16 protein-coding genes are annotated in these 19,894 nt (G+C 64.1%); 9 read left to right on the top strand and 7 right to left on the bottom strand.

The window, feature by feature from the left end:
• Nucleotides 1-9 precede the first annotated feature (9 nt).
• From G5S35_RS17240 to G5S35_RS17230, 3 genes are read left to right on the top strand one after another with little or no spacing between them, the layout of a single operon-like run.
• Nucleotides 10-1,620: an efflux RND transporter periplasmic adaptor subunit gene (locus tag G5S35_RS17240; RefSeq protein ID WP_074985940.1), complete on the top strand. Its 1,611-nt coding sequence runs from the start codon at nucleotides 10-12 to the stop codon at nucleotides 1,618-1,620.
• 3 nt (nucleotides 1,621-1,623) lie between these two features.
• Nucleotides 1,624-4,785 carry an efflux RND transporter permease subunit gene (locus tag G5S35_RS17235; protein ID WP_065065914.1) on the top strand — a complete coding sequence of 1,054 codons (3,162 nt, stop codon included), beginning with the start codon at nucleotides 1,624-1,626 and terminating at the stop codon, nucleotides 4,783-4,785.
• 4 nt (nucleotides 4,786-4,789) lie between these two features.
• Complete coding sequence (locus G5S35_RS17230) at nucleotides 4,790-6,250, top strand: efflux transporter outer membrane subunit (protein ID WP_237181430.1); 1,461 nt, start codon at nucleotides 4,790-4,792, stop codon at nucleotides 6,248-6,250.
• A gap of 46 nt (nucleotides 6,251-6,296) precedes the next feature.
• Here the strand turns inward: G5S35_RS17230 and G5S35_RS17225 are convergent, their stop codons facing one another.
• From G5S35_RS17225 to G5S35_RS17205, 5 genes are all read right to left on the bottom strand, one after another.
• Nucleotides 6,297-6,527 carry a hypothetical protein gene (locus G5S35_RS17225; protein ID WP_183039262.1) on the bottom strand — a complete coding sequence of 77 codons (231 nt, stop codon included), beginning with the start codon at nucleotides 6,525-6,527 and terminating at the stop codon, nucleotides 6,297-6,299.
• 140 nt (nucleotides 6,528-6,667) lie between these two features.
• Nucleotides 6,668-7,033: a hypothetical protein gene (locus G5S35_RS17220; protein WP_065065911.1), complete on the bottom strand. Its 366-nt coding sequence runs from the start codon at nucleotides 7,031-7,033 to the stop codon at nucleotides 6,668-6,670.
• 344 nt (nucleotides 7,034-7,377) lie between these two features.
• Nucleotides 7,378-7,908 (bottom strand): ankyrin repeat domain-containing protein, encoded by a 531-nt coding sequence (locus G5S35_RS17215; RefSeq protein WP_065065910.1) that lies wholly within the window; start codon nucleotides 7,906-7,908, stop codon nucleotides 7,378-7,380.
• 257 nt (nucleotides 7,909-8,165) lie between these two features.
• Entirely contained in the window at nucleotides 8,166-9,557 is a 1,392-nt protein-coding gene (locus G5S35_RS17210; protein WP_183039261.1) for a TIGR00366 family protein, read from the bottom strand.
• A 383-nt stretch (nucleotides 9,558-9,940) separates the two neighbouring features.
• Nucleotides 9,941-10,552, bottom strand: coding sequence for an alpha/beta fold hydrolase (locus tag G5S35_RS17205; RefSeq protein WP_065065908.1), 612 nt, complete (start codon nucleotides 10,550-10,552; stop codon nucleotides 9,941-9,943).
• Nucleotides 10,553-10,811: 259 nt separating this feature from the next.
• Here G5S35_RS17205 and hutC point away from each other — a divergent pair, with 259 nt between their 5' ends.
• The 6 genes from hutC (at nucleotide 10,812) to hutG (ending at nucleotide 17,687) form a co-directional block, all read left to right on the top strand.
• Nucleotides 10,812-11,525, top strand: a complete 714-nt coding sequence (gene hutC / locus G5S35_RS17200) for a histidine utilization repressor (protein WP_237181429.1) — start codon at nucleotides 10,812-10,814, stop codon at nucleotides 11,523-11,525.
• A gap of 336 nt (nucleotides 11,526-11,861) precedes the next feature.
• Complete coding sequence (gene hutU, locus G5S35_RS17195) at nucleotides 11,862-13,550, top strand: urocanate hydratase (RefSeq protein ID WP_124261247.1); 1,689 nt, start codon at nucleotides 11,862-11,864, stop codon at nucleotides 13,548-13,550.
• Complete coding sequence (locus tag G5S35_RS17190) at nucleotides 13,547-14,215, top strand: HutD/Ves family protein (RefSeq protein ID WP_124261248.1); 669 nt, start codon at nucleotides 13,547-13,549, stop codon at nucleotides 14,213-14,215. The genes hutU and G5S35_RS17190 overlap by 4 nt, the downstream gene beginning before the upstream one ends.
• Nucleotides 14,212-15,435 (top strand): imidazolonepropionase, encoded by a 1,224-nt coding sequence (gene hutI / locus G5S35_RS17185; RefSeq protein WP_183039260.1) that lies wholly within the window; start codon nucleotides 14,212-14,214, stop codon nucleotides 15,433-15,435. Before G5S35_RS17190 ends, hutI begins: the two co-directional genes overlap by 4 nt.
• Nucleotides 15,432-16,847 (top strand): formimidoylglutamate deiminase, encoded by a 1,416-nt coding sequence (locus tag G5S35_RS17180; RefSeq protein ID WP_183039259.1) that lies wholly within the window; start codon nucleotides 15,432-15,434, stop codon nucleotides 16,845-16,847. Before hutI ends, G5S35_RS17180 begins: the two co-directional genes overlap by 4 nt.
• 27 nt (nucleotides 16,848-16,874) lie before the next feature.
• The gene (hutG, locus tag G5S35_RS17175) at nucleotides 16,875-17,687 is read left to right on the top strand and encodes an N-formylglutamate deformylase (RefSeq protein WP_183039258.1); all 813 of its coding nucleotides are present in this window, start codon (nucleotides 16,875-16,877) and stop codon (nucleotides 17,685-17,687) included.
• A gap of 11 nt (nucleotides 17,688-17,698) precedes the next feature.
• On the opposite strand, the gene G5S35_RS17170 is transcribed toward hutG, so the two are convergent.
• Together G5S35_RS17170 and G5S35_RS17165 are read right to left on the bottom strand one after the other, a co-directional pair.
• On the bottom strand, nucleotides 17,699-19,312 hold the full coding sequence (locus G5S35_RS17170; RefSeq protein ID WP_183039257.1) for a phospholipase D family protein: 1,614 nt from the start codon (nucleotides 19,310-19,312) through the stop codon (nucleotides 17,699-17,701).
• 179 nt (nucleotides 19,313-19,491) lie between these two features.
• Nucleotides 19,492-19,836 carry a hypothetical protein gene (locus tag G5S35_RS17165; RefSeq protein WP_176081198.1) on the bottom strand — a complete coding sequence of 115 codons (345 nt, stop codon included), beginning with the start codon at nucleotides 19,834-19,836 and terminating at the stop codon, nucleotides 19,492-19,494.
• Nucleotides 19,837-19,894 lie beyond the last annotated feature (58 nt).

The raw sequence follows: 19,894 nt of genomic DNA, 5'->3' as shown, positions 1-19,894 counted from the left end.
GAGAACAGCATGTTATGCGGAATCCGGCTTGCCCGTTTGTGCCTGTCGTTGGGATTGCTGCTTGGAGTTGCTGCGTGCCATGAGAAGACGCCCGTTGCGTCGGCGCCGCCGCCTGCCAATGTCGATGTAATCGACGTCGCGTTGCGCGATGTGCCCGTGGTATTCGATTACGTCGCGCAGACGGAAAGCTCGCAGCAGGTCGAAATTCGCGCGCGCGTGAATGGCTTTCTGGAAAAGCGCGTGTATCAGGAAGGTGCGCTGGTTCATCAGGGCGACGTGATGTTCGTGATGGACCGCAAGCCGTTCGAGGCTGCGCTCGACGCGGCGCGCGCCGAATATGCGCAGCAGAAGGCGCGGCTCGATACGGCGCAGGCCAACCTGAATCGCGTGCGTCCGCTCGTTGCCAAGAACGCCTTGAGCCAGAAAGACCTCGACGACTCAGTCGGTCAGCAGCAAGCCGCGGCCGCTGCGCTCGAACAGGCGCGTGCCAATGTCACGAGCGCGAGCCTCAATCTCGGCTATACGACCATCACCGCGCCGGTGACCGGCTTGTCGAGTTTCGCCAAGAAGCAGGACGGCTCGTATATCGACGCCACCAATAGCCTGCTCACTTATGTCGCCAAACTCGATCCCATGTGGATCAACTTCTCGTTGTCCGAGAACGAGATGCTGGATCTGCGCACGCAGATCAAGAGCGGCGCGCTCAAGTTTCCGCAGCTTGGCAAACTCGAAGCGGTCATCGTGCTTGCGGACGGCAGCGTGTATCCGTATCGCGGCCGCATTGCCTTTACCGATGCGTCGCTGAGCACGGAAACCGGCACGTATCTGATTCGTGCCGAAGTGCCGAATCCGACTGGCGCGTTGCGTCCGGGCCAATTCGTGCGAATCAAGTTGCTCGGCGCGGATCGCGCGAGCGCGGTGGCGGTGCCGCAGGACGCGGTAATGCAGGGGCCGCGCGGCGCCTATGTCTGGACTGTCGACAAGGATGGCAAGGCGCAGCAGCGCTCGGTGGAAACGGGCGAGTGGAATGGCAACGACTGGGTCATTCGTTCCGGGCTGCACGCGGGGGACCGCGTTGTGGTCGACAATACTTTGCGGCTGATGCCGGGCGCTGTCGTAAAAGCAAACGTGGTGGCAACACCGCCGGCCAGCGTGAAAATCCCCGGCGCGGATACCGCCAATGCGCAAGTCGCGAATCCTGACGAATCAGCGAAGCAGGCTGCTCCGCAAAACGGCGCGAGCGCTTCCAGTGCGAAAAGCGCAGCCCCGGCGACGTCGACCGAAGCGAATGCCGCTGCACTGACCCGGCTTTATTTCGAAGTCGGCAGCGCCAGCCTCGACGCTCAATCGGCCAGTGCGCTGGCCGCTGTCGCGCAGCGTCTCGTGAGTGCGCCGGACACGCACGTGGTGATCTCCGGCTACACCGATTCAAGCGGCTCGTATGCCGCGAACGAACGTCTGGCCGCCTCGCGTGCGGCGACGGTGCGGGCGGCGCTGATCGTGGCGGGCGTGCAGAACGCACGCATCGACATGCGTAAACCCGCGCGCATCGTCGCCACCGATCCTCCCGACAAGTCGCGCCGCGTGGATGTCACGCTCTCGCCCACCGCAGGGGGGTGAGCGATGAAGTTATCCCACTTCTTTATCGACCGGCCCATTTTCGCGTCGGTGCTCTCGATTATTCTCGTGGTGGCGGGCCTGGTGTCGATGTTCAATCTGCCGATTGCGCAGTTTCCCGACATCGCGCCGCCCACGATCACCGTGAGCGCCACGTATCCGGGCGCGAGCGCCGACATCGTCGCGCAGAATGTGGCCGCGCCCATCGAGCAGCAGGTGAATGGCGCCGACAACATGATGTATATGAGTTCGTCGAGTTCGTCGACGGGCAATATGACGCTCACGGTGTATTTCAATATCGGCACCGATCCGTCGCTCGCGCAGGTGGACGTGCAGAACCGCGTGAATCTCGCGCTGCCCACGCTGCCCGATGCGGTGACGGCGCAAGGCGTCTCGGTGCAAAAGCGCTCGTCGGCGTTCATGATGGTGATCGCGATCTATTCACCCGACAACGCTTATGACCAGGCGTATGTGGCGAATTACGCGAACGTGTATGTGCTCGACGCGCTCAAGCGTATTCCGGGCGCGAATCAGGCGTCGATTTTCGGTTCCGCCGACTACGCGATGCGCATCTGGCTCAAACCTGATCGCATGGCGAAACTGGGCATCACAGTCGCCGACGTGCAGAACGCCGTCAGCGCGCAGAATCAGCAGTTTTCCGCGGGACGATTAGGCCAGTCGCCCACCGACGCGCCCGTGCAGCAGACGTTTCCGGTGGCGACCAAAGGGCGTCTGACCGAGCCGGTCGATTTCGACAACATCATTTTGCGCGCGGGGTCTGGCGACGCCGCCATCGTGCGCATCAAGGATATCGGTCACGCGGAACTCGGTGCGAAGGATTATTCATTGCGCGGCCGTTATAACGGCAAAACGGCGACGCTGATCGCGGTCTATCAGCAGCCGGGCGCGAACGCGCTGCAAGTGGCCAAGCAGGTGCGTGCGACGCTGGAGCAATTAAAGAAGAATTTCCCGCCCGGCCTGAAATACGAAGTGGCGCTCGACACCACCGAATTCGTGCGCGAGTCGATCGGCGAAGTGGTGCACACCCTGCGCGACGCCGTGATACTCGTGATTCTGGTGGTCTACATCTTCCTGCAGAGTTTTCGCGCGACACTCGTGCCAATTCTCGCGGTGCCGGTGTCGATTATCGGGGCGTTCATCGGCATGGAGGCATTCGGCTTTTCGATCAATATGCTCACCTTGTTCGGCATGGTGCTGGCCATCGGCATTGTGGTGGACGACGCGATCGTCGTGATTGAAAACGTCGAGCGCAATATGAGCGAATTCAAATTGCCGCCGAAAGAAGCGGCCAAACGCGCGATGGACGAAGTGAGCGGGCCGGTGGTGGCCATCGTGCTCGTGCTGCTTGCGGTGTTTATTCCTGTGGCGTTTCTTTCCGGTATCACGGGCCAGCTTTATAAACAGTTCGCGGTGACGATCGCAGTGTCGGTGGTGTTGTCGGGCGTGGTCGCGCTGACGCTGTCGCCCGCACTGGCCGCCATTCTGCTCAAGCCGGGCGAGCAGAAGAAGAACCGCTTTTTCCGCTGGTTCAACGACAGATTCGACCGGCTCACCAACGGCTATGGCAGTTGGGTGCAGACTGCGATTCGCCGCGTGCTGCTGTCGATCGGATTGATCGTCGTGATGCTGATCGCCACGGGTGGTCTCTTCAAAACCATTCCGTCGTCGTTTTTGCCGGTGGAGGACCAAGGCTATCTGCTCGGCGCCGTCGTGTTGCCCGACGCCGCCAGTCTCGACCGCACCGGAGAATTGTCGAAGAAGGCGGAAGACTGGTTCGCAAAGCAACCCGCCGTGAGTTCGGTGGCGGCGCCTATCGGCTATAGCTTGATCGACTCGCAATATAAATCGAATGCGGGCACGCTGTTCATTACGCTCAAGGGCTTCAAGGAGCGCGGCGAAAACGGCACGGCGCAGGATCTGATTCGCGCGGCGACGAAAGTGTTTTCGGGCTTCAAGGACGGTGCGGTGGTGCCGCTCAATCCACCTTCGATTCCGGGCCTCGGCACCACGGGCGGATTCGAATTCTGGCTGCAGAGCACAGGCGACGGCAGTTATCAGCAACTCGAGGAAAAGGTGCGCCAATTCATTGCCAAGGCGCGCCAGAATCCCGCATTACGCAGCGTGAATTCGACCATCAATACCAATTCGCGGCAATTGCTGGTGGAAGTCGACCGCGAGCGCGCGGAAACGCTCGGCGTGCCGATTCAGGATGTCTATTCCGCGTTGCAGACGATGTTCGGCTCGTCGTACGTGAGCCAGTTTCCAAAGGGCAGCCGTCTGTTTCAGGTGATCGTGCAGGCGGAGCCGCAATATCGCACGCGGCCGGAAGATATTCAGCAGCTTTATGTGCGCAATACCAGTGGGCAGATGGTGCCGATCAAGGCGCTGGCCACGGTCCGTTTCGTGCCTGGCGCGGATATCGTGAATCGCTTCAATAATTTTCCGGCGGCCAAGCTGACCGGCGATGCCGCGCCCGGTCACAGTTCCGGCGAAGCGATTGCGGCAATGGAAGAGATCGCGCGCGAAACGCTCGGCGACGGCTACAACTACGAATGGAGCGGCCAGGCCTACGAAGAAAAGCAGGCGGGCTCGACGGCGGCGCTCGTGTTTGCCTTCGCGTTGCTGATGGTGTTCCTGATTCTCGCGGCGCAATACGAAAAATGGTCGCTGCCGATCGGCGTGCTGCTCGCCGTGCCCTTTGCGTTGTTTGGCGCGCTGGTGGGCATTTTCATACGCGGTATGGAAAACGACGTGTATTTCCAGATTGGTTTGACGGTGCTGATTGCGCTGGCCGCGAAGAACGCCATTCTTATTTTCGAATTCGCGGTGGAAATGCGCGAGAAAGAAGGGCTGTCGCCTTACGACGCGGCGTTGCGCGCCGCGAAATTGCGGCTGCGTCCGATCATTATGACGTCGCTCGCGTTCATTCTCGGTTGCGTGCCGCTTGCGATCGCCAGCGGCGCGTCGGCGGCGAGCCGGCGCTCGCTGGGCACCGGCGTGATTTTCGGCATGCTCGGCGCGACGGTGATCGCACTGTTCTTCATCCCGATGTTCTTCTGGGGCCTCGAAACGCTGTCGTCGCGCAAGACGCCGAAGCCCGAGCCGAACCTGCCGCCGCCGTCGGCGCCGCCCGCGCAGGAGGGTTGAAGCCATGACGCCGATACTCCAGCGCGCCATGTTACGCACCGCACCGTTCGCGCTCGCGGCCTGTTTTGCGGCCTGTCTCGCGGCCTGCGCCGTGGGGCCCGACTATCATCGGCCGACGGTGGAATCGCCGTCGTCCTATCGTTTTGCCGCGCCCGGCGCGGAAGTGGTCGATCCGTCGCTCGACTGGTGGACGCAATTCAACGATCCGGTACTCGACGATCTGATTGCGAAAGCGCTCGCGCAAAACAAGGATTTGCGCATCGCCGCCGCGCGTATCGAAGAATATTACGGTCGCTACGTGGTGACGCGCGCGGGCCTGTTTCCGCAAATCGGCGCGAATTTCGGCGCGTCGCGCAGCCGTGGCGTGCCCGCGCCCGGCTATCCACCCGTAGTGGGCAATCAGGTGCAGCTCGAAGGCGTGGCGTCGTGGGAACTCGATCTGTTCGGGCGTCTGCGGCGTTTAACCGAAGCCGCGCGCGCCGATTATCTCGGCACGCAATCGGCGCAACAGGCCACGCGGATTGCGCTGATTGCCAATGTGGCGTCGAGTTATCTGCAATTGCGCGATTACGACAATCAACTGACGATTGCGCAAGAGACGCTCAAGAGCCGCCAGGGCGCGCTCGATCTGTTTAACGAGCGTTTTGCGGGCGGCGTGGTGTCGAAATTGCAATTGAGTCAGGCGCGTTCGGAATATGAATCCGCGCAGGCGTCGGTGTATTCAATCGAGCAGCAGATCGCGCAACAGGAAACGGCAATTTCGCTGTTACTCGGTCAGAATCCGGGGCCGATTCCGCGCGGCAAATCGATTACCGAATTGACCGCGCCGGCCATTCCGGCGGGTCTGCCTTCGTCGTTGATCGAGCGCCGCCCCGATATTCTCCAGGCCGAGCAGGCGCTCGTTTCCGCCAACGCATCGATCGGCGCGGCGCGCGCGCAATATTTTCCGCAGATTTCGCTCACGGGTTTATTCGGTGCGGCCAGCACGGCGCTCTCGGGCTTATGGACGGGACCGGCGCGCATCTGGTCGTTCGCGGGGTCGGTGACGCAGCCGATTTTCGAGGGCGGCGCGATTGCGGGCTCGGTGCATCAGGCAGAAGCGGTGCAACAGGAAGCGTTGCTGAGTTACGAGCAGACGATCCAGCAGGCATTCGCCGACGTGGAGAATGCGCTCGTCGGCGTGGCGCGCACGCGCGATCAGCTCGACGCCACGACGCGTCAGGTGGAAGCGCTCACGCAATATGCGGCGCTGTCGCGCGATCTTTACGAAGGCGGTTATACGAGTTATCTGGAAGTGCTCGATGCGGAACGCAGTTTATTCAGCGCGCAATTACAGCAATCGTCTCTACAGGATCAGCAGCTCGCGCAGATCGTGAGCCTCTATAAAGCGCTTGGTTATGGCTGGACGCCGTCGGCGGGCGAGAACGGGGTGGACGGTACGACGAAAGCCGCTCCGCAGTCGTGAATGGCGGAGCGGTCGCTGAAAAAATGAGTGTGAATGCGCGCTGCATTCAAGGCGATTCCGCTAGCAGATAGCGCAGCGACTGAGGTTCGGCGCGCGTCGCTTTCGCCACGTGCAGCGATTTGCGGTCGGTCTTCGGCGCGATTTTCTGCACCTGTTTGCCGCTATTCATGCCGGTCATTGGCGCGTTGCGCTGCGCAAATGCCGCGGTGCTCGTCGCCGACGCGCACGCGCACAGAACCACGGCCACGACGGTGCCCGCAACTGGAGAAGGGATCATCGGAACGCTCCCGCAGCGGCGCGAGGCCGCGAATGCGCGGACGGGGCCCGCGCTGCGTTCCTGAGTATGGTCGGGCGTCGCGCGCGCCGCCTCCATCGTCTGATGGAGAAAGATGCGGGGCGCGTGATGAAGCGAAGCGGCTAGTCAGCGGCGCGGCGGTCGGAGAGCGCGAGCTCGCAGTCCTTGAGCACCTGCAAAACCAGCTTCGCCTGGTAATTGAGGTCGTCGGTGTCGAGTATTTCCTCGACGGCGTCGCGCGCCCAGGTCGCGTCGACGAACCATGCGTGCTGCTTGGCGATTTCCTGTGCGATGGCGGTGAGCCGCGCGATGGCGAGCCAGTCGGCTTCGCGCGCGTGGCGATCGAGCCACTTGTGGGCCGCCTGCACGTGAAAAGCCGCGTTCGGCCAGGATTCGTTGAGGTAGTAGGCCCCGAGGCTCCCACACGTGAGCCAGCAGAGCAATTCCACGCGGTCGCGCGGGCTTAGATGGTGGCGTACATCACTCATGGCGACGCTCGCGAAGGTGACGAAGTTCGATTGACGGGCACATGCACGTTACGACTCCAGTGCCAAAACAATATCACGTAAACGCGCTGGAGCAACACACGTGCCGCTTTACGCGGGCTACAGGCGTAGCGTCGCCTGGAGGCCCTCGTATGCAAACCAGGAGTGACACCAGGGCTGTGTGCGCCAGCGCGCCAATCGGCATGGGGTGCAGCGGTCCCGAGCATGCGTGGCGCATTCGTGCCGGACGGTCGGATCGCGCCAGGCGTGAGGCGCGTCGAGCGGGTGCGATCGAGCAATGCCGTTGCGATTCGAGCCCTTAAATCGCGGCGTAAAACGGCGGCGGGTTAAACCGTTCTGCCGCTTGCGCGTGCGAGCCAGGCGGCGGCGTCGGATGCGCCCATGCCGTTCGCGACGTCGAATGCGGTATTGCCCGCGCCGTCCTGCGCGGACGGATTGGCGCCGCGCGCGATCAGCATTTCGACGATGTCCACACGGTTGAACATGGCCGCGATCATCAGCGCGGTGCGGCCGTCGGGCGACGCGCCTTCCACGTCGGCGCCATTGTCGAGCAGCGCGGCGATCACTTCGGTGTAGCCCTTGAATGCGGCGCCCGCGAGCGGCGTCTGGCCGTTGTCGTTGCGCAGGTCGGGATCGGCGCCGCGTTGCACCAGCGCGCGCACGGCGTTGGCGTGGCCGTGGTAGCTCGCGAGCATTACGAGGCTGTCGCCTTTATCGTTGCGCAGATTGGGCGGCAGGCCCTGATCGATGAGCGAGGCGAGCGTGGCGGCTTCGCCACGGCGCGCGGTGTCGAAGACTTCACGCGCGAAATCGAGCAGGCGCGGATCGAGATCGTCGGCGGAGGGGTTGGCGGTCACGGCGGGCTCCTTCGGTTCGGTCGGTGGCGAAGCCCGCGCGCTGCCGGGCGAGCCTCATTGTCGCCGATTCGCGCGCGGGGTGCGCGAACTACGAAAGCGCACGATGCCGCACGAAAAAACGGCGCCGCGCCGGGCCGCGCGAGAAACACACGCGGCAGGCGCGGCGCCGTTGCGCCGCCGAAGCGGGGAATGCTGTGTCGCCGGTGAAAGCGCGACGATCGACAATCAGGCGATTACGGCACCCATCAGGGCACCAATCACGGCACCAGCCAGAGCGCGACCGCGTAGATCACGAGCGAGACCGCGAACGTCACGGCGGTGTAGCCCATCACGCGCTGGATGCGGATGCCCGCGATGGCCACGATCGGCACGGCCCAGAATGGTTGGAGCATGTTCGAGACGTTTTCTGCCATCGCCACGCCCATCGCGGTGCGCGGCACCGACGCATGCAGGCTCAGCGCGGCGGGCAGCACGAACGGCCCTTGCACGGCCCAGTGTCCGCCCGCGCTCGGCACCAGCAGCGTGATGATGAGCGAGCTCAGGTAGCTCCAGATCGGCAGCGAAACCGGCGTGGCGATCGTCACGAACGCCTTGGCGATCATCGACGCGAGACCGGTGCCTTTCATGATGCCCATGATGCCGCCGTAGATCGGGTATTGCAGCAGCATCGAGCCGGTCTGGCGCGCGGCGCGGCGGATCGCGTTCGCGTAGGCGATCGGCGTGCGCTGTAGCGCGAGGCCGATCAGCAGGAAGGTCAGGATGGTCGTGTTGATGTCGAGATCGAAGCCTTTTTCGCTCCATTCCATCGCCAGAAAGCCTACGCCCAGCACGAGCAGCAGCAGCGTGCCGAGCATCGACTGTTCGAGGCGCGTGGCGAACGACGGCGTGTCGCTGATGCGCGCGTGCGGGTCGTCGCTCGGGGCGCTGTCTTCGTCCTGCGCGGCCTGATTGAAGGCCACCACGTCTTCCGCTTTCGGGTGCATGCGGATAAAGATCGCGGTCATCACGACGACCACCAGCACGGTCGGCACGAACACGAACGGCGCGAACACGGTCTCGGCGAGCGGCACGACGTGGCCCGTGGCCTTTTCGACCAGATTGAGCGCGTTGCCGTGCGAAGCCTGCGAGAGCGCGATCGAACTCGACAGGCCGCTATTGCAGATCGACCACGCCGAATAGCTGCCGGCCACGAGCCACGCGAAATCGACCTTCACGCGCCGCGCGATTTCGCGCGAGAGCAGCGCGCCGACGATGAGGCCGAGGCCCCAGTTCAGCCACGCGGCGACGGCGACGACCGGAAACACCAGCAGCGCGGCGCGCGCGGGCGTCTGCGCTTTCGCCGCGAGCGCGCGCAGGCCGCGCTGGACGATCGGCGCTTCGGCGATCGCATAGCCGGTCGCGAGAATCAGGATCATCTGCAGCGCGAAGCCGAGGATGCCGAAGGTGCCCGTGTACCAGGCGTCGAGCAGCGTCGGAATATGGCCTTGCGGCGCAATCGCGAGCGCGAGCACGGCGACGAACGCCGTGAGACAGATCGAGAGAACGAAGGGGTCGGGCATGACCCGCTCGAACACATAGACGAGGGCGGCGACGACGCCGCGGCCTTTGGCGGATTGCGGTTGAGCGATGGGAGGGTTGTCTCTTTTCATGCTGTTATGAGTCGCGCAGTGTGTGGCTGCAAGCTGATGTGCGCCACGCGCGGCGTGTCACGAGGTGTCACGGCGACGTGCGGCGGCCTGCTCGTTGTTGTTATCGTGCGTTCGCAATGCGAACTACGTTTCGTTTATCGAACCGGCCAATAGTCGCTTTATGCCCGCTGAATGTCAAGCCGCAATCGCGTCAGTTCGCGGCTTTTTCAAGGCAGATCGCCGTCGATTGAATGGTTAATGAAAGATGTTGAAAGCAAAAAGGAAAGCGCGGGACGTGCGGGCGCGCGGCCGGAACGTCGAGCGTGCGGCAGACGTAAAAGCGTAAAAGCGGGGAGATCGGAAGAGACAGCGCGCGCGGCAGGACGCCGCGCGCGTGAAGGACGTCAGGCTTGCTGCAGGAATTCGTCGACGAGCGGGGCGAGCACACGCGCATGCGCGTTGGCCAGATCGTGGCCGCCGCCGTTCACGAGATCGAGCTCGGAATTCGGCAGCAATTCGAGCAGCTTTTCGCCCACGGAGAGCGGGCTGATGGGATCTTCGTCGCCCCACAGCAGCATGACCGGCTGCTGGATATAAGGCAGTTCGCCCGTGAGATCTTCGCGCAGCGTCAGGAACCAGTCCGGCAGATGCGGGTTTTCCTTGCCGAAGCTCTCGCGCCAGTCGCTCGCGCCCAGCGCCTGCATGTCGAGGCCGCCCGAGGTGACGGCCAGCACCAGATGCGTGACGAGCGCGGGCTTCGCGAGCGCCGCGCGCAAGGCCAGCACGCCGCCCATCGACTGGGCGATCAGCGCGGTCGGACGGTCGATGCGTTGCACGAGGCGGCGCACGAGGTCCTCGAAATTTTCGACGTCCGGATCGGCGGGTTCGGCGCCGAAGCCCGGATAGGCGAGGAACTGATGCTCGGCTTCGTAGGTGAGCGCGTTCGCCATCGGTTGCCAGAACGCGGGGTCGCCCGAGGCGCCCGGCAGGAAAATGAGTTGGGTCGGTGCGTTCAAGGTCGTTTCGCTCGGAGCGCGCGTGAAAGTGGCGTGAAGTGGAGCAGCGTCGCGAACGCGCGCCGCAAGCGGGCCGGACGTGGCCTGGACCGGTCAGGTCCGGGTGCAGTCTGGGTTCAGAAGCCGCCGATCTTAGCACGCAAGCGCGTGGCCCTCGCGCGCGGCGCGAGCGAGCCCGGCCTGGCCGCCGACAACGCCGCGCGCGGCGGCCCCGAGCGCGAACGGTACAATGTGGCCGGTTCATTTTCCGCTCGACACCATGCAAAAAAAGCCGGCTCACGGTGCGCCACTGCCCGCCTACGAACAGATCAAGCGTCACGTCCTCGCGCAGATCGAAAGCGGTGCGCTCAAGCCGGGCGACGTCGTGCCTTCCGAAACCGAAATGGTCAAGGAATTCGGCGTCGCGCGCATGACCGTGTCGCGCGCGCTGCGCGAGCTGATGGCCGACGGCGTGCTCAACCGCGTGCGTGGCTCGGGCACCTACGTCGCGCCGCGTCAATACGAGTCGACGGCGCTGCAGATCCGCAATATCGCCGACGAAATTGCCGCGCGCGGCCATCGCCATAGCGCGAACGTGCTCGCGCTCGAAGCCAGCGACGACGAGAACGCCATCGCCTCGCTCGAACTCGAACGCGGGCCGGTGTTCCATTCGCGCATCGTGCACAGCGAAGAGGGCGAGCCGATCCAGTACGAGGATCGCTATGTGAATCCCGAGGTGTTTCCCGATTATCTCCAGCAGGATTTCACGGTCGAAACGCCCAATCACTATATGGTGCGGCTCGCGCCGATCCAGCGCGCGGAATTTCGCATCTACGCGCAGAAGCCCGATGCGCGCGTGCGCCAGTATCTGGCGATGGAGATCGGCGAGCCTTGTTTGCTGCTGCTGCGCCGCACGTGGGTCGGCCGGCACGTGGCGACGTCGGTGCGGCTCTGGCATCCGGCTTCGCGCTTTCATCTGGCCGGCACGGTCTGACGCTTTCTTCCCGTTCTTCTCGCGTTTCCGCTTTCTCCGCTTTCTCCACTGCGCGCCTTTCCGGGCGCGCACGTCGCAGCATCTTGTCTAGCCAATGAGCGCCGATTCAAGGCGCTCGACTCCCCGCTAACACGCTAAAAATCCCGGAAAATCTCCAGGGTAATTCCCTACGCTCGTTTTATTGAAACGAGTTGTATATACAACTTGACGGGGTTAGACTTGCTCTCACGTTGCCACCACGCCTCACCTTGAATTCCCGGGATTCCCCTGCATCAGGTTGGCCGCGCGGCTTGCGCCAGAACTTTTCTTTCGAGACTTCCGAGACGAACGAACGCCATGAACCACCCGAACTTCACCGATCCCCGCCTCGATCCTTCCCGCACGATCCGCGCGCCGCGCGGCAGCGAGAAAGTCTGCAAGACCTGGCTGGCGGAAGCCGCCTATCGCATGATCCAGAATAATCTGGACCCGGAAGTGGCCGAGCATCCGCATGCGCTGGTCGTGTATGGCGGCATCGGGCGCGCCGCGCGCAACTGGGAATGTTTCGATCAGATTCTCGCGTCGCTGAAGGATCTCGGCGAAGACGAAACGCTGCTGATCCAGTCGGGCAAGCCGGTGGGCGTGTTCCGCACGCATGCCGACGCGCCGCGCGTGCTGCTCGCGAATTCGAATCTCGTGCCGCACTGGGCCACGTGGGAGCATTTCCACGAACTCGACCGCAAGGGCCTCATGATGTACGGCCAGATGACCGCGGGCAGCTGGATCTACATCGGCTCGCAGGGCATCGTGCAAGGCACCTACGAAACGTTCTACTCGGTCGCGAACCAGCATTTCAACGGCAATCCGAAGGGCCGCTGGATTCTCACGGGCGGTCTCGGCGGCATGGGCGGCGCGCAGCCGCTCGCGGCCACGATGGCGGGCTTTTCGATGATCGCGGTGGAATGCGACGAGACGCGCATCGACTTCCGTTTGAAGACGCGCTATGTCGACCGCAAGGCGAAGACGCTCGACGAGGCGCTCGCCATCGTCGAAGAAGCGAAGCAGACGGGCAAGCCGGTCTCGGTGGGCCTGCTCGGCAATGCGGCGGACGTGTTCGCCGAATGCGTGGCGCGCGGCATCACGCCCGACTGCGTGACCGACCAGACCAGCGCGCACGATCCGATCAACGGCTATCTGCCGCAAGGCTGGAGCGTCGAGCAATGGCGCGAGGCGCAGAAGGTCGCGCCGGAGAGCATTATCAAGGTCGCGAAGCAGTCGATGGCGCATCAGGTGCAGGCGATGCTCACGCTGCAGGAACGCGGCGCGGCCACGCTCGATTACGGCAACAACATTCGCCAGATGGCGCTGGAAATGGGCGTCGACAACGCCTTCGATTTTCCGGGCTTCGTGCCCGCGTATATCCGTCCGCTGTTCTGCGAAGGCAAGGGTCCGTTCCGCTGGGTCGCGCTTTCGGGCGATCCCGAGGACATCTACAAGACCGACGCGAAGGTCAAGGAACTGATTCCCGACGATCCGCATCTGCACAACTGGCTCGACATGGCGCGCGAACGCATCGCGTTCCAGGGCCTGCCCGCGCGCATTTGCTGGGTGGGCGTAAAGGATCGTTATCGTCTGGGTCAGGCGTTCAACGAATTGGTCAAGAACGGCGAGCTGAAGGCGCCGATCGTGATCGGCCGCGATCACCTCGACACGGGTTCGGTCGCGAGCCCGAATCGCGAAACCGAATCGATGAAGGACGGTTCGGACGCCGTGAGCGACTGGCCGCTGCTCAACGCGCTGCTGAACACGGCGGGCGGCGCGTCGTGGGTGTCGCTGCATCACGGCGGCGGCGTGGGCATGGGCTTCTCGCAGCACGCAGGCGTGGTGATCGTCGCGGACGGCACGCAGGCGGCGCACGAGCGTCTGGGCCGCGTGCTGCACAACGATCCGGCCACGGGCGTGATGCGCCACGCCGACGCCGGCTACGAACTCGCGCAGCAGACCGCGCGTGAAGCCGGTCTCAAGCTGCCGATGCTGGGCCGATGAGCGAAGCTCGCACGACGCCCGCGCCGCGGCTGACGCTGCTGCGCGGCGCGGATCGGGTGGCGTCGCCGTGGAAGAACGGCGGCGGCGTCACGCGCGAGATCGCGGCGGAATTCGCGCCTGTGTCGGCCGATGAGGTTGCGCACGACGTCGCGTTCGCGTGGCGTGTGAGCGTGGCCGACGTCGCGCAAGCCGGTCCGTTTTCGCGCTTCGCGGGCGTGGATCGCACGCTCGTCTTGCTCGAAGGCGCGGGCATGTTGCTCGACGAGCATGATGCTGGCGGCGCGAATGTCTTGTCGACGCATGCGCTGACGCGCGTGCTCGATATCGCGCGCTTCGACGGCGCTGCGTCGATTGACGCGCGTCTTGTCGATGGCGCCACGCGCGATTTCAACCTGATGGTGCGCCGCGACGTGGCGCACGGCTCGCTCGAGGTCTGGCGCGAGGCGGGTTCGCATCGCATTCCCGCGCAAACGGATACGGTGCTGCTGTATGGCGCGCAAGGCGTCACGCGCGCGCGCGTCGAAGATGGCGAATGGATCGCGCTCGAAACCGGTGACACGCTGCGTATCGACTCCACTCAGGCCGCCGAAATCGAAACGCAAGGCGAGGGCGCGCTGCTCGCCATTACGTTGAACGTGCAACGACATCCGAAGAAAGCGCCATGAATCAAACCGTCTGGCACCACCTCAATCTCTGCGCGCAGGGCGACCCGCGCGACACGCTCGACGACGCGGCCATCGCCGTCGACAACGGCACGATTGCGTGGCTCGGCGCGGCGGCCGATCTGCCCGCGACGTTCGCGCAATGGCCGCGCGAAGACCTCGGCGGCGCGTGGGTGACGCCGGGTCTCGTCGACTGCCATACGCATCTGGTCTACGGCGGCCAGCGCGCCGATGAATTCGCGCAACGTCTCGCGGGCGTGAGCTACGAGGAAATCGCGCGCCAGGGCGGCGGCATCGTCTCGACCGTGCGCGCCACGCGCGCGGCGAGCGAAGCCGAACTCTTCGCGCAATCGGCCGCGCGTCTCGAACCGCTGCTCGCGGAAGGCGTGACGGCCGTCGAAATCAAATCGGGCTACGGCCTCGAACTCGACGCCGAGCGCAAGATGCTGCGCGTCGCGCGGCAACTGGGCGAGCGTTATCCGGTCACGGTGCGCACGACGTTTCTGGGCGCGCATGCCTTGCCGCCCGAGTACGCAGGACGCGCCGACGCCTATATCGACGAAGTGTGCGAGCGCATGCTGCCCGCGCTCGCCAACGAAGGCCTCGTCGATGCCGTCGATGTGTTCTGCGAGCGCATCGGCTTTTCGATCGCACAGAGCGAGCGCGTGTTCGAAGCGGCGGCGCGTCGCAATCTGCCCGTGAAAATGCATGCGGAGCAATTGTCGAATAGCGGCGGCGCGGCGCTGGCAGCGCGTTATGGCGCGTTGTCGTCGGATCATCTGGAGTTTCTCGACGAAGCGGGCGTGGCCGCGATGAAGGAAGCGGGCAGCGTGGCCGTGCTGCTGCCCGGCGCGTATTATTTCATTCGCGAAACGCAGTTGCCGCCGCTCGATCTGCTGCGCCGCTACGAGGTGCCGATTGCCATTTCCACCGACAGCAATCCCGGCACATCGCCCGCGACTTCGCTGTTGCTGATGATGAATATGGCGACCACGCTGTTCCGCATGACCGTGCCCGAAGTGCTGCAAGGCGTGACGCGGCACGCGGCCCAGGCGTTCGGCGACACCGCGCGCCACGGCACGCTCGGTGTGGGACGTCCCGCCGATTTTGCGGTCTGGCAGGTGCAGTCGCTCGCCGAACTCGCCTACTGGATCGGCCGTCCGCTGTGCGCGCGCGTCGTGCGCGGCGGCCAAACCGTTTTCGAACGCGATCAACGCGCATGAATACCTTGAATTCCGATTTCCCTCAGCGCGCGCTGTTCGCCGCGCATGCGTGGCTGCCGGATGGCTGGCGCCGCAACGTGTTACTCGAATGGGACGCGCAGGGCACGTTGCTGCGCGTGCAGCCCGATCTCGTGAGCGCGCCCGCGGGCGTGACCACGTCCGCCGGTCCGGTGATACCTGGGATGCCTAATCTTCATTCTCACGCGTTTCAGCGCGCGATGGCGGGCCTCACCGAGTATCGCGCGAATCCCACCGACAGTTTCTGGAGCTGGCGCGATCTGATGTATCGCTTCGCCGCTCGCATCACGCCCGACGATCTCGGCGCGATCGCGCGCTGGCTCTATGTGGAAATGCTCAAAGCGGGCTATACGTCCGTCTGCGAATTCCATTACGTGCATCATGCGCAGGACGGCCGGCGTTATGCGAGTCCCGCCGAACTCGCGCAGCGCGTGGTGGGCGCGGCGCGCGAGACGGGCATCGGCATGACGATGCTGCCGGTGCTTTACCAGTACAGCGGCTTTGGCGCGCGTGCGCCGCGCGACGATCAGCGGCGCTTCATCAACACGCCCGCGCAATTGCTCGAGATGATCGAAGCGCTGCGCGAAACGTATCCGGAGCAGGGCGCGTTGCGCTATGGGGTCGCGCCGCATTCGTTACGCGCGGTCTCACAGGATTCGTTGCGCGACATGCTCAACGGTCTCGACGCGATGTTGCCCGGCGCGCCCGTGCATATTCACATCGCAGAACAAACCGCCGAGGTCGAGGCGTGCATCGAAACCGAAGGCGCGCGTCCGGTGCAATGGCTGCTCGATCGTTTCGACGTGAATGCGCGCTGGTGCCTCGTGCACGCGACGCACGTCGATGCGCAGGAGACGCTCGCGCTCGCGTGCAGCGGCGCGGTGGCGGGCTTGTGCCTGACCACCGAGGCGAATCTCGGCGACGGCATTTTTCCCGCGAACGATTATCTCGACGCGCAAGGCGCATTTGGCGTGGGCTCGGACAGCCATATCGGCGTGGATTGGCGCGCGGAATTGCGCCTGCTCGAATATGGCCAGCGTCTCGTGCGCCGCGAGCGCAACGTGCTCGCTTCGCCGCAAACGGCGTATGTGGCCGACCGGTTGTATGCCGGTGCGCTGGCGGGCGGTGCGCGGGCGACGGGGCGTCAGGTGGGCGCGCTCGAAGCGGGCGCGCGTGCCGACTGGATCGTGCTCGATCCGCAGCATCCGAATCTGGCCGGGCAGACGCCGCGCACGTGGCTCTCGTCGGTGGTGTTTTGCGAACACGGCGAGACGCCGGTGCTCGATGTCTATACGGGCGGCGAGCAAGTGATCGCGCAGCGCCGCCATCGCGACGAAACGCGTCTTTACGCCGACTATCGCCAGACGCTCGCGCGCCTGCTCGCCGATGCCTAAGCACATAGCCATTCAACGGACCGGATCATGACCGAACTCTTTACGCTCGAACGCGGCACGGCGCCCCTGCTTATTTCGATTCCGCATCTGGGCACCGCGATTCCCGCCGATTTGCGCGAGCGCTACAGCGATATTGCGCTGAGCGTCGCCGATACGGATTGGCATCTCGATCGTCTTTATGCTTTCGCGAAAGAACTCGGCGCGACGATTCTGGGCGCGCGTATTTCGCGTTATGTAATCGACCTGAATCGTCCGCCGAACGACGAAAGCCTGTATCCGGGGCAAACGACCACGTCGCTGTGTCCCACGGAAACGTTTCGCGGCGAGCCGCTTTATGGCGAAGGCCGGGCGCCCGATGCAGCGGAACGTCAGCGCCGCGTGCAGACTTACTGGCAGCCGTATCACGACACGTTGCGCGCGGAGTTGCAACGCTTGCGCGCCGAACATGCGAACGTGCTGCTCTGGGAAGCGCATTCGATTGCGAGCGTGCTGCCGCGACTGTTTGAGAATAAATTGCCGGATTTGAATATCGGCACGCAGGATGGGCGCACGACGCATGCATCGGTGCAGGCGGCCGTCGAGCGCGGCGCGGCCGCGAGCGAGTTTACGTCGATTGCAAATGGTCGTTTCAAGGGCGGCTATATCACGCGCCATTTCGGCGCGCCGCAAGACGGCGTGCATGCCGTGCAGCTCGAAATGTGCCAGTCCACCTATATGAACGAAGACGCGCCGTTCGACTATCGGCCCGATCTCGCGCAAAAAGTGCAGCCGGTCTTGCGCGCCATGGTGGGCGGCGCGCTGGAAGCGGTGCAGGCGCTGAATCGCCGAATTGTTGATTGACGCGGCTGCCGTTACAGCAGCCACTCGATCGGCAGAATCGAAAAGAACCACACGGCGAGGCGCGTGCTCCAGCGCGAATTCGGCTCGACGTCATAGCGAATCGTGCTGTCGCCATCGCGGCGTATCCAGTAGATCGAGCCGTCCGGCGCGAGTCGCGTTTCGTAGGCAAGCTGCGGAATCTGCGCGACGAACGCGTGCTCGATCTGGCTGGCCAGTTTCGGGCTTTCGATCACGAGGCCAAGTTCGGTATTGAGATTCGCCGAACGCGGGTCGAAGTTCAGCGAACCGACGAACACGCGCTTCGCATCCACGGCGAAGGTCTTCGCATGCAGGCTCGACCCGGAACTGCCGAACATGCCGGGCGCCTGCTCCTTCGCGCCGCTCGTGCCTGCCGCGCGGCGCAATTCCCACAGTTCGACACCGCTTTCGAGCAGCGCCTTGCGCCGTCGCGCATAGCCGCCGTGCACCGGCATGACGTCGGTGGCTTCGAGCGAGTTCGTGAGCACGCGCACGGTCACGCCACGTCGCGCAAGCTCGGTGAAATAGCGCGTGCCGGCTTCGGCGGGGACGAAATACGGCGAGACGAGATCGAGTTCGCGTTGCGGCTCGCCGAGAATATCTTTGAGCTGACTGAGAATGAGCGAGTCTTGCGGCGCTTTGCCAAGCGCTTTCGCGGGATCGTCGCTGACGAGCCGCGCCGGCGCCCATTCAAATTCGAGCGTGCTGTCGAGCAAATGGCGCACGTCGGTTTTCGCTTCGAGCGACGCGATAAACGCGCTGGCCGCGGGGTTGGTCTGCACTGCAAGCGCGGCGCGGTCGAGCACCGCGAGCTGGTCCGCGGACACGGCGGGCAGGATTTCCTGCACAGGCCACGCCGAAGCACTCGACCAGTATCGGTCGAAATCGTGCGCGACGTCCGTTGCGGCGGGACCGATTGCGAGCACGTCGAGATCGGCGAATACCACGCCGTCCGTTGCGCCAAAATATTCATCGCCGATATTGCGCCCGCCGAGTATTGTCGCCACGCCATCGGCCGTTAGCGACTTATTGTGCATGCGCCGGTTCAGGCGCGAAAAGTCGGTGATAAAGCCGATGAATTTGGGCTTGCGAATCACGAAGGGATTAAACAGGCGCACTTCGATATTCGGATGCGCGTCGAGCGCGGCGAGCGTGCTGTCGAGCGAAGAGGGGATGCCGTTGTCATCGAGCAGCAGGCGCACGCGCACGCCACGGTCGGCGGCTTTGCGCAACTCTTCGAGCAGCAGCGTGCCGGTGAGATCGTCGCGCCAGATGTAGTACTGCACGTCGATCGTGCGTTGCGCCGTGCGGACAAGATCGACGCGCGAGGCGAAGGCTTGCAGCGGCGCGGTGAGCGGATCGATGCCGGTCAAACCGGGGTGATCGCCTCGCTCCTTGTCGATCGCCTGGCCGAGCTGTGTGCTGCTCGCCTCCTCAGCGGTGAGCGCCACCGATTGCGTGCGCGGGCCGGGTGCGGGTAATTGCTGGCATGCCGTGAGTGTCGTTGCGCCGAGCGCGGCGCACAGGCAGGCCGCGAGCCAGACCGCGGCCGAGCCGATACGTCTGCGAATAGCGATCACCACCGTGGAAGAGGGCAAGCTGGGCATGGACGATCCGCGCGTGAATTGACGCTAGCTTACGCGAATGCCCGGTCACGCTCCACGCGAGCGTCCGGGGGTCGGTCGTCTATCAGCCGTGAACGCACCAAAGCGCACCAAAGCGCACGAAGGCCGCGCCCGCGCGATGGCGGTAGCGGCTTTCGGTGGTAGTGCTTTCGACGGGGGCGTTACTGGGTGTTCGGTGCGATGTTGGGCGCGCCGCTATTCGGAGCATTGAGCGCATTTTGCGCGCGTGCGCGGGATTCCTGAGCGGATTGATTGCGTTCGCTGCGAGCCTGCTTGGCTTCGTTCCTGTACACCTTCTTCGCTTCGGATTTTTTCGCGCGCTGTTCGCGATTCGCTTCACGAATTTCCATGCGCTTCTGGACGATCGGGTCGTTGTGCGTGGCGGCGGCCGGCGGTGCGGGTTGTGCCGGATTGGCAGGTGCGGGCTGCTGCGCGAGCACCGAGCCGGCGATCATGGCGCCGACCACGGCCAGCACGACGGCTGTCGTTGCGATTCTGGATTTCATTCTTGACTCTCCGATGGATGATACGGATGGCTAACTATCGGCAATGGACCGGTAAATC

The sequence above is a fragment of the Paraburkholderia tropica genome (genome assembly GCF_014171495.1).
GTDB lineage: Bacteria > Pseudomonadota > Gammaproteobacteria > Burkholderiales > Burkholderiaceae > Paraburkholderia > Paraburkholderia tropica.
The sequence above is the reverse complement of the archived record's forward strand: the minus strand, read 5'-3'. Positions and strand labels throughout refer to the sequence as shown.

Excerpts from the sequence above, each read along its gene's own strand:
- hutU (WP_124261247.1), top strand. The coding sequence starts at position 11,862 with ATGAACCACCCGAACTTCACCGATCCCCGCCTCGATCCTTCCCGCACG.
- G5S35_RS17240 (WP_074985940.1), top strand. The coding sequence starts at position 10 with ATGTTATGCGGAATCCGGCTTGCCCGTTTGTGCCTGTCGTTGGGATTG.
- G5S35_RS17180 (WP_183039259.1), top strand. The coding sequence starts at position 15,432 with ATGAATACCTTGAATTCCGATTTCCCTCAGCGCGCGCTGTTCGCCGCG.
- G5S35_RS17235 (WP_065065914.1), top strand. The coding sequence starts at position 1,624 with ATGAAGTTATCCCACTTCTTTATCGACCGGCCCATTTTCGCGTCGGTG.
- G5S35_RS17170 (WP_183039257.1), bottom strand. The coding sequence starts at position 19,312 with ATGCCCAGCTTGCCCTCTTCCACGGTGGTGATCGCTATTCGCAGACGT.
- hutI (WP_183039260.1), top strand. The coding sequence starts at position 14,212 with ATGAATCAAACCGTCTGGCACCACCTCAATCTCTGCGCGCAGGGCGAC.
- hutC (WP_237181429.1), top strand. The coding sequence starts at position 10,812 with ATGCAAAAAAAGCCGGCTCACGGTGCGCCACTGCCCGCCTACGAACAG.
- G5S35_RS17220 (WP_065065911.1), bottom strand. The coding sequence starts at position 7,033 with ATGAGTGATGTACGCCACCATCTAAGCCCGCGCGACCGCGTGGAATTG.
- G5S35_RS17230 (WP_237181430.1), top strand. The coding sequence starts at position 4,790 with ATGACGCCGATACTCCAGCGCGCCATGTTACGCACCGCACCGTTCGCG.
- G5S35_RS17210 (WP_183039261.1), bottom strand. The coding sequence starts at position 9,557 with ATGAAAAGAGACAACCCTCCCATCGCTCAACCGCAATCCGCCAAAGGC.
- G5S35_RS17165 (WP_176081198.1), bottom strand. The coding sequence starts at position 19,836 with ATGAAATCCAGAATCGCAACGACAGCCGTCGTGCTGGCCGTGGTCGGC.
- G5S35_RS17225 (WP_183039262.1), bottom strand. The coding sequence starts at position 6,527 with ATGATCCCTTCTCCAGTTGCGGGCACCGTCGTGGCCGTGGTTCTGTGC.
- hutG (WP_183039258.1), top strand. The coding sequence starts at position 16,875 with ATGACCGAACTCTTTACGCTCGAACGCGGCACGGCGCCCCTGCTTATT.
- G5S35_RS17190 (WP_124261248.1), top strand. The coding sequence starts at position 13,547 with ATGAGCGAAGCTCGCACGACGCCCGCGCCGCGGCTGACGCTGCTGCGC.